The 6,000-nt window shown below is 69.5% G+C and carries 4 protein-coding genes and 1 pseudogene; 4 read left to right on the forward strand and 1 reads right to left on the reverse strand.

Annotated features, from left to right (window positions below):
- Positions 1-385 precede the first annotated feature (385 nt).
- The 4 genes from menD to ACAM49_RS24185 are packed head-to-tail and all read left to right on the forward strand — an operon-like array spanning position 386 to position 5,580.
- Complete coding sequence (menD, locus tag ACAM49_RS24170) at positions 386-2,116, forward strand: 2-succinyl-5-enolpyruvyl-6-hydroxy-3-cyclohexene-1-carboxylic-acid synthase (RefSeq protein WP_369637844.1); 1,731 nt, start codon at positions 386-388, stop codon at positions 2,114-2,116.
- On the forward strand, positions 2,116-3,282 hold the full coding sequence (locus tag ACAM49_RS24175; protein ID WP_369637845.1) for an AMP-binding protein: 1,167 nt from the start codon (positions 2,116-2,118) through the stop codon (positions 3,280-3,282). The genes menD and ACAM49_RS24175 overlap by 1 nt, the downstream gene beginning before the upstream one ends.
- Positions 3,279-4,379: an isochorismate synthase MenF gene (locus ACAM49_RS24180; RefSeq protein WP_369637846.1), complete on the forward strand. Its 1,101-nt coding sequence runs from the start codon at positions 3,279-3,281 to the stop codon at positions 4,377-4,379. The genes ACAM49_RS24175 and ACAM49_RS24180 overlap by 4 nt, the downstream gene beginning before the upstream one ends.
- A gap of 28 nt (positions 4,380-4,407) precedes the next feature.
- On the forward strand, positions 4,408-5,580 hold the full coding sequence (locus ACAM49_RS24185) for an acetyl-CoA C-acyltransferase (RefSeq protein ID WP_369637847.1): 1,173 nt from the start codon (positions 4,408-4,410) through the stop codon (positions 5,578-5,580).
- Positions 5,581-5,611: 31 nt separating this feature from the next.
- Here ACAM49_RS24185 and ACAM49_RS24190 read toward each other — a convergent pair.
- A pseudogene (locus tag ACAM49_RS24190) lies at positions 5,612-6,000 on the reverse strand (hypothetical protein); the annotation flags it as partial.

Here is a 6,000-nt window from a genome sequence, read left to right on the forward strand (position 1 = left end):
ACACACAATTCACACCCGCTGGTCAGGCTGTTGCTGTCAATGCAGACAGACCGGTCAGTTCTCTTTTGAGTTGCCTCTCGCGCCAAACGATCCCGTTAGCTTGGTCATAGCCAGAGCCCCGGTTCGCGCGTATCCTGCTCCCCCGCAACCATCCTCAGACCACGCGCGAACCCCTGAAACAGCCTGAACTGCAATGTCGTTCACGACCCGACCTCAAATTGACACCGCCACGTCCGGCCGATACCGTGTCGCCGTGACGTTGCCGGTCAGATGACCAGCAACGAATTTGGACCGGGGAAGTTTCGTCGGGGATGTTTCTGTGAACAATTTTCCAAACCGGTCTGCTTTTTCGCATGCCGAGATCGATTCGGCGGGAAAAGGTGCCGTGCAATCGATCATTTCCGCTGTGGTCGTCGATGAACTCATTCGCAACGGCGTGCGATGGGTCGTCTATTGTCCGGGTTCGCGCAACGGGCCGTTGGGGTTCGAACTCGTGCGGCGTGCGCGGGCCGGGCAGATCAAGCTGCAGGTGCGCCTGGATGAGCGCTCCGCGGCGTTCGTCGCACTGGGGATCACCAAGGCGAGCGGGATTCCGGCGGCGGTGGTGACCACTTCGGGGACCGCGGTGTCGAATCTGCTGCCCGCGGTGACCGAGGCGAACTACGCCGATCTGCCGCTGGTGCTGGTGACCGCCAATCGTCCTCCGGATGTGCTGGGCACCGGGGCTTCCCAGACGGTGGAGCAGACCACGCTGCTGGGTGCGCAGGTGCGTCACGTGCAGCAGCTGTGGTCGGGTGCGGTGCTGGGGTCGCGGGAGAACGGGGTGCTGCGCGCGCAGATCTGCCGGGCGCTGGGCATCGGGACCGGGCAGCTGCTGGGTCGTCCCGGACCGGTGCAGATCGATGTGCCGCTCGTCTCGGGGCTGCCGCCGGCGGCCGAATCCTCGTGTCCGGGTGGGCGTCCCGACGGGGCGCCGTGGATCCGGATGCCCGATCCGCGCCGTGGGCGGCACGCGGATTCCCCGCGCATCGATCTGCGCGGCTCGACGCTGGTGATCGCCGGTGACGGCACCGATCCGGCGGATCTGCCCGCGGAGCTGCCGTGCATGGCCGAGCCGACGGTGGATGTGGGTGCGCGGGTGCGGCTGCATCCGTGGGTGCTCGATTACGTGCGGCCCGAACAGGTGCTGATCTACGGGCGTCCGACCTTGCACCGGAATGTGGGGCGGCTGCTGGCGCATCCGGAGGTGAACACGGTGCTCGTGGCCGGGGGCGGCGATTGGGTGTATGCGGCACCGGATATCGAAGTGCTCTCGCGCAATCCGGGTTTCACCGGTGCGGCGTCGCCGGGGTGGGTGCGTGAGCTCGAACTCGCCGATGAGCTGGTGCGCCGCGCCTGGGCGCGCACGCTGGCCGATCCGGTGCGCCGCCGCACGGGCATGGGTGTGGCCCATGCCGTGCTGGGCGGGTTGCGCGCCGGTGACCTGCTGTGGGTCGGGGCGTCGAATCCGATCCGGGACGTGTCGATGGCCGGGCGGGTGCCCGCGGGAGTGCAGGTGCTGTCCAATCGCGGTGTCGCCGGGATCGACGGAAATGTCAGTGCCGCGGTGGGTGCGGCGCTCTCGGCGCCGGAGCGGACGGTGGTCGCGCTGCTGGGCGATCTGACCTTCGCCTATGACGCGTCCGGTTTGCAGACCGGGCAGCTCGAGCAGGTGCCCGACAATCTGATCATCGTGGTGTCCAACGACTCCGGCGGCGGGATCTTCGAGCTGCTCGAGCAGGGGCACCCCACCTACAAGCGGGAACCCTACGGCGACACCTTCGAGCGGATCTACGGGACGCCGCAGCATATCGACATGGCGCGGTTGTGCGGCGGCTACGGGGTCGCTCATCAGCGGGTCGAGGTCGACGAGCTGCCCGCGGCGCTGGCGCGCGCACGCCGGGCGCGGCAACGCGCGGTCCTCGAAATCCCGGTCGCCCGAACGTCTTTGCGCGATATCCACGCTGAGACCCGCCGCGCCGCCGATGCCGCCTTCGAGGCGGCCGCGCATGCCGAACTGGCCATCGAACTGGCGCTGCCCACCCCCGAACTCTCCGGAAACCTCGAGTACTCCTGATGCCACACACGCTGACTTCGGTCCCGCTCACACCGCTGCTCCTGCCCGAGGATCCCGAAACCGCCCTCACCGCACTGCAGCACGCCCTCGACGAGGTCCACCGCGGTGAGCACGCCATCGCCCCGCTCACCGATCCGGCGGCCGCCGACGGGCTGCCGCGCACGGTGCCCGCCGGGACCGCGGTGGTGTTGTCCACCTCCGGATCCAGTGGTGTACCGAAGCGAACCTTGTTGTCGCGCAACGCCTTGCTGGCGTCGGCGCAGGCGAGCGCGGAGCGCCTGGGCGGGGCGGGTGACTGGCTGTTGTGCCTGCCGCCCGGGTTCGTGGCCGGGTTCCAGGTGATCTCGCGGGCGGTGCTGGGCGGGACCCGGGTCTCGGCGCTGGCCGGGGGTCATTTCGATCCGGCCGGGTTCGCCGCGGCCGCGCGCGCCATGCCCGCCGGTCGCCGCTACACCTCGCTGGTGCCCACACAGGTGCAGCGGCTGCTGGCCGATGCCGAATCGCGGGAGGCACTGGGCGGTTTCGACAAGGTGCTGATCGGCGGCGCGCGCCTGGACGAGCAGACCGGGGCGCGGCTGCGGGCGGTGACCGACGCGGTGATCACCTACGGGATGACCGAGACCTGCGGGGGCTGCGTCTATGACGGGCGGCCGCTGGACGGGGTACGGGTGCGCATCGTCGACGACATCGTCCATCTGGGCGGGGAGGTCGTCGCCGACGGCTACCTCGACGCCGCCGAGCAGCCGTTCTACCTCGAGGGCGAGACCCGCTGGTATCGCACGGCCGATCGCGGGCGCTGGTCGCGGGGGCTGCTCGAACCGCTCGGGCGGATCGACGATCTGATCAACACCGGCGGGGTCAAGGTGTCGGCGGTGGCCGTCGAGCAGGCCCTAACCGGGGTGGCGGGGGTGCAGGCCGCGGTGGTGTTGGGCCTGCCCGATCGCGAATGGGGCGAGGCCGTCGGCGCGTATGTCGTTTCGCAGCCGGGCTTTTCCCCGCCCGAGGCCGCGGTGCTGCGCGAGGCGGTGCGGCGGCTGCTGGGCCGGGCGGCGGCGCCCAAGCGGCTGCTGGTGGGCGGTGAGCTTCCGCTGCTGCCCAATTCGAAGATCGATCGCCGCAGGGTGCGGGAGTTGTTGGCGGGAAACGGAATCGGAGCAGAGCTATGAGTGAACCCACACGATTCCGCCTCAGCGGCGGCAGCAGCCCGGTCGGGCTGGACGGACCGCTGATCTGCTACCACAGTCTGGCCGAGGCCGAGGCGGCCGTGCGGGCGGCGGACTACGGCAATCTGGTCGCGGGCTCGATCCCCTTCGACGACGCGGCCGCCAGTTCGTCGCTGTATCTGGGCTGGCGCAATACCGAGCGGCTCGAATCCCGGGGTGCGAGTGGGTCGCGCGCGGATTTCCGGCCCGATATCGCGTTCAACGACGCCTCGATCGCGGACTATCTGCGGTTGATCGATGATGCGCTGCTGTTGTTGCGGTCGCCGGATTCGGCGCTGGAGAAGATCGTGGTGGCCCGCGCCGAACGCTACTTCTACGACGGGGTGGTCGATCCGCTGGCGATGTTCGCGCGCATCGCGAACCTGTATCCGAACGCGCAGAGCTATTTCGTCGAGCATCTCGAGCAGCCGGGGGTGTACACCCTGGGCGCGAGTCCGGAGTTGTTCCTGCGCAAGACCGGTCACACGGTGACGATGACACCGCTGGCGGGCACCATCGTGCGCGATACCCGGCTGCCGGAGTCCGAGGACAAGCAGCGTGCTCGCGCGGTCCTGTTCGATGCGAAGTATCTGGCCGAGCATCGGCATCTGGTGGATTTCATGGTCAAGGGTTTGGCGCCGTTCTGCCCGGAGTTGGACTGTCCGGACGAGCCGGTGCTGGTGAGCGCTCCGGGGTTGTGGCACTTGGGAACTCCCATCACCGCGCGCCTGAGCGATGCGCGTACGCCGGTGGCCGAGCTGGTCGCGGCGCTGCATCCCTCCCCCGCGGTGTGCGGGGTCCCCCAGGCCGAGGCGCGGGCCATGATCGCCGGGTACGAGTCGGCGCGCGAGTACTACGGCGGGTTGGTCGGGTGGGTCGACAGCGACGGGGACTGCGAGTTCCACATGGCGTTGCGGGGGCTCGAACTCGATTCCCACCGTGGGCATCTGACGTTGCGGGCCGGTGGCGGGGTGGTCTCGCGCAGCCGCATCGACGCCGAGTTCGCCGAGACGTCGGCCAAGCTGGCCACCATGCGGCGGGTGCTGGGGATTCCGGCGTGAGCGCCGGGGTTGTCGAGGGATCGGGATCATGCGGGACGCGGTAATCGTCGCGGCGGTGCGCACGCCGATCGGCCGGGGCAAACCCGGGGGCGCGCTGGACGGGGTGCATCCGGTGGATTTGATGGCGCACAGCCTGCGCGCGGTGGTCGAGCAGGCCGGGATCGATCCGGTGTTGATCGACGAGGTGATCGGCGGGGTGGTCAGCCAGGTCGGCGAGCAGGCCACCAATGTGACCCGGCGGGCGTCGCTGGCGGCCGGATTCCCGGAATCGGTGCCCGCCAGCACCATCGACCGCCAGTGCAGCGCCAGCCAGCAGGCGCTGCGCTTCGCCGCGCACGCGGTGATCGCCGGGGACTGCGATCTGGTGGTGGCCACCGGGGTGGAGTCGGTGAGCCGCATCCCGATGGGCACCAGCCTGCTCGATGCCGACAACCTCACCGGGTCGGCGTTTCTGGAGCGCTATCCGCAAGGGGTGCCGTGGCAGGGCATCAGCGCCGAACTCATCACCGCGCGTTGGGGATTCAGCCGCGACCAGCTCGACGAGTACGCCCTGGAAAGCCACCGGCGCGCCGCCGCGGCGACCAAGGACGGCTTGTTCGACGCCGAACTCACCACCGCCATCAACGATCTGCGGTTCGACGAGACCATCCGCTACGACGCCAGCGCCGCGGGTCTGGGCGCGCTGCGCTCCTCGTTCTACAACGAGGCCCTGGCCGCCCGTTTCCCCGAAATCGGCTGGCACATCACCGCGGGCAACGCCAGCCAGCTCGGCGACGGCTCGGCCGCGGTCCTGGTCACCACCAGCGAGCACGCCCAGCGCCTGGGCCTGACCCCGCTGGCCCGCATCCGCAGCCACATCGCCGTCGGCGACGACCCCTACCTCATGCTCACCGCCGTCATCCCCGCCACCGACAAGGTCCTGCGCCAAACCGGCCTACGCCTCTCGGATATCGACCTGATCGAGATCAACGAGGCCTACGCCAGCGTAATCCTGGCCTGGGCCAAAGAAACCGGCGCCGACCTCTCGCGGGTGAACGTGCACGGCGGCGCGATCTCCCTGGGCCATCCCTTGGGTGCCAGCGGCGTCCGCCTCACCGCCACCCTCGTCCACGCCCTGCACGCCCGCGGCGCCCGCTACGGCCTGCAAACCATGTGCGAATCCGGCGGCCAAGCCAATGCCATGATCCTCGAAGCCCTCTGATCCTGTCCCAGTGCCGTTGCGGCACAACGGCTCAGGCCGCTCCGGCGGTGCGCTGCTCGAATTCGGCGGCGGGCAGGCGGGCGGCGCGCAGGATCAGGTGGAGCAGGGGGATGGCGAAGGTTTGGTCGAGGGGGCTCCAGGCCAGGGACATGCGGTTGTGGACGAAGCCGACCGAGAGGCCGGAGGCGGGGTCGGTCCAGCCGGTGGAGCCGAAGGCGCCCATGTGGCCGTAGCCGCGGGGGGCTCGGGCGGCGGGGAGGCTGTGGTAGCCCAAGTGCCAGAACGGGATCAGCAGGGAGTGGTCGAGGCGGTAGGTGCGGATGCGTTCCAGTTCGCGGACGGTTTTCGGGGACAGGTAGGGGTGGCCATCGACGTAGCCGTCGCAGGCGAGCGCGCTGTACATCTTGGCCAGGCCGCGGG

The sequence above is a fragment of the Nocardia sp. JMUB6875 genome (assembly GCF_041154655.1).
Taxonomy (GTDB): Bacteria; Actinomycetota; Actinomycetes; order Mycobacteriales; family Mycobacteriaceae; genus Nocardia.

Excerpts from the sequence above, each read along its gene's own strand:
- ACAM49_RS24180 (WP_369637846.1), top strand. The coding sequence starts at position 3,279 with ATGAGTGAACCCACACGATTCCGCCTCAGCGGCGGCAGCAGCCCGGTC.
- ACAM49_RS24175 (WP_369637845.1), top strand. The coding sequence starts at position 2,116 with ATGCCACACACGCTGACTTCGGTCCCGCTCACACCGCTGCTCCTGCCC.
- ACAM49_RS24185 (WP_369637847.1), top strand. The coding sequence starts at position 4,408 with ATGCGGGACGCGGTAATCGTCGCGGCGGTGCGCACGCCGATCGGCCGG.